Raw genomic sequence first — 2991 nt, forward strand, 5'->3', positions numbered from 1 at the left:
GGTGTAGAGCTAACACTTCAATCAATATTTGAAGCATCGACCGTTGAACTAATGGGTGCGCGGATTGATGCATTAGGCTCAACTGGCATGGGGGCTGTACCGCTGACCATCACTCCACAAGACAGGGTCGGTCATTTGCCGTTGTCTTATCAGCAGCAGAGTTTGTGGTTTATTGATCAGTTTGAAAGTGAATTGGTAGCTTATAATATTCAAAGCTCATTAAAATTTGTAGGTGATTTAAATTTAGGTGCCCTTAAAAGAGCATTAAACGAAACAATAAGGAGGCATGAATCACTAAGGACGAATTTTATAATGGATGATAATGGTGTATCACAAGTTATAAGGCCACCATTTTCGATTGAATTACCAATTATTGATATTACGAGATTAAAACCTGAAGAAAGAAAAAAAACAATAATAAATTTGATTAAAAGTGAATCTGATCATAATTTCAATCTATCCTCTGAGAGGTTAATTCGTGCAAAGCTTATTAATATAAGTAAATACGAAAAAGTATTATGTTTAACTATGCATCACATTATTACAGATGGATGGTCTAGCAAGATAATTATAAAGGAGTTAACAACACTATATAATTCGTTTTCTAGAGGTTTACCCAGCCCACTTCCGAAATTAAAGTGTTCTTATGTTGATTATTCTATATGTCACAGAAGTTGGGTGATAGATGAGGTGCTTAATAACAAAGCTTCCTATTGGGATGCTAATTTATCGGGTTATAATAAGTTAATTTCTCTACCACTAGACTTTTGTCGACCTAAAAAGCAAACGTATTCTGGTTCAAAGGTTAAGTTTAGAATACCGAAAGATGTCTCATCTTCTTTACTAAAATTTAGTGAAAAAGAAAGAGCTACACTGTTTATGACACTGATGTCAGTGATTAACTTACTATTGTCTAGGTATTCTGGTGAAGAAGATATTTGTGTCGGTACGGTTGTATCTAATAGAAATAATATAGATATTGAACCGATAGTGGGTTATTTTATAAATACACTTGTTATCAGAACTAAAATTTATAAGAATTCAACGTTTACTGCATTATTAAATCAGGTTAAAAATGCCACTATTGAGGCATTTAATCACCAAGAAGTTCCTTTTGAATGTGTTGTTGAAAGGTTGGTAAGTGAGCGTCATTTAAATCATTCACCACTTTTTCAAGTGTTATTCATATTACAAGATTTCTCAGATGTGGAACCTTGCTTTGATGGCTTGGATGTTTCAAATGTTGAGGTCGATGTTAACAATGCTAAATACGATTTAACAATAGAAATTTTAAATAATAATGATGAACTTTCAGGTTGGTTTGAGTTTAATTCTGATCTGTTTAAATATGAAACAATTAAAAATATGGTGGGCTGTTTCATCCATTTGTTGAGTGAGGTGGCTAATAATCCATTTTTAAAATTGAGTGACTATGAATTAATTGATTCAAAGCAAAGATCTAAACTATTGACATCGTATAATGATACAGCTGTAAAATTCGATCTAACACAAAAAGTTACTGATTTGTTTGAGAAACAAGTTAAAGCTTCTCCTGATTCGATATCCGTATGTTGTTGTGATGAAAAAATAACATACGAGGAGTTAAATAAAAAATCTAATCAGTTAGCTCGCTATTTGATTAATTATAAGCCATTTTTGAAAAATAAGTTGGTTGGGGTTTTATTAGAAAAAGAAATTGACTTGATTGTTTCAATATTAGGAATTTTAAAAGCTGGAGGTGCATATGTTCCATTAGATATAAATTACCCATCTAGTAGGCTTGAATATTTTTCTAATGATGCTTTATTATCAGTAATTATCACAAAGGAAAATATAAAAAGTAATTTTAGTTTTGTTGGTGATGAAGCTATTTGTATAGATGAGGAAGAATTAAAAAATAAATTAGGTGAGATTTCTCCATGTAATATAGAACTTGATAATTTTAGTGGTGTAGATGATGAGTTATCGTATGTTATATACACATCAGGCTCCACTGGAAAACCAAAAGGTGTTAAGTGCTCTCATACAAGTCTATCTAACTTCATTTATTCAATGCAATCTAGGTTTAACTTAGATGCAACTGATACTTTGTTAAGCGTTACACCATTTTCGTTTGATATTTCAATCTTAGAGTTTTTCCTACCTTTATCTTTTGGCGCTAGGGTAGTATTAATGCCTCATGGAAAAACGTCTGATGGAATTGAAATTAGTAATATTATTAAAAAGGAAAAAGTTACTATAATGCAGGCAACCCCTGCAACTTGGAAGCTGTTAGATGAACATTGGCCTAGCCTAGATTATAAATTGAAAACATTATGTGGAGGTGAAGAGTTATCTAAAAATCTAGCAGAGTGTATGTTGAATCATAATATAGACCTTTGGAATTTATATGGTCCAACTGAGGCTACTGTTTGGTGTGCTTCCTATAAAGTAGATCAGGTTGTTAACACTATACCAATTGGTAAACCGCTAGAAAATACTAAAATTTTTGTTTTGGATGAGTTTTTAAATTTATCGCCTATAGGTGTGAAAGGGGAATTGTATATATCCGGTTTTGCTCTATCATTAGGATATTTAAATAATGAAGAATTAACATCAGAATGCTTTATTAATAATCCTTTTTACTCTGAAAACGAATCCGAAGAGTTTAAGCTTTTATATAAAACTGGTGATTCAGCTAGGTGGTTGTTAGATGGTAATTTAGAGTTGAATGGAAGGAGTGATAATCAAGTAAAAATTAGAGGTTTTCGTATAGAGCTTGGTGAAGTTGAGAGTGCTCTATTAGAATCTGGTCTATTCAAAGATGTTGTAGTTTCATCACGTAATGACTCAAAAGATAATAAGCTATTAATAGCTTATTATCTTTCAGCGGAGTCAAAAGATGCAAAATTTAACTTGTCATACTTAAGAGATTATTTATCAAATAAATTACCCCATTACATGGTGCCGAGTTTGTATGTGGAATTGGCAAGTTTCCCCCGGTTGCCAAAC

General features: G+C 32.0%; 1 protein-coding gene. It reads left to right on the forward strand.

Features of this window, described 5'->3' with window-relative positions; all coding sequences use genetic code 11:
* On the forward strand, positions 1-2991 hold a 2991-nt coding region (locus tag AB6C75_RS23225), incomplete at both ends, for an amino acid adenylation domain-containing protein (RefSeq protein WP_372109459.1).

The organism is Vibrio sp. 10N.237.312.B06 (genome assembly GCF_041464685.1).
Classification (GTDB): domain Bacteria; phylum Pseudomonadota; class Gammaproteobacteria; order Enterobacterales; family Vibrionaceae; genus Vibrio; species Vibrio tasmaniensis_A.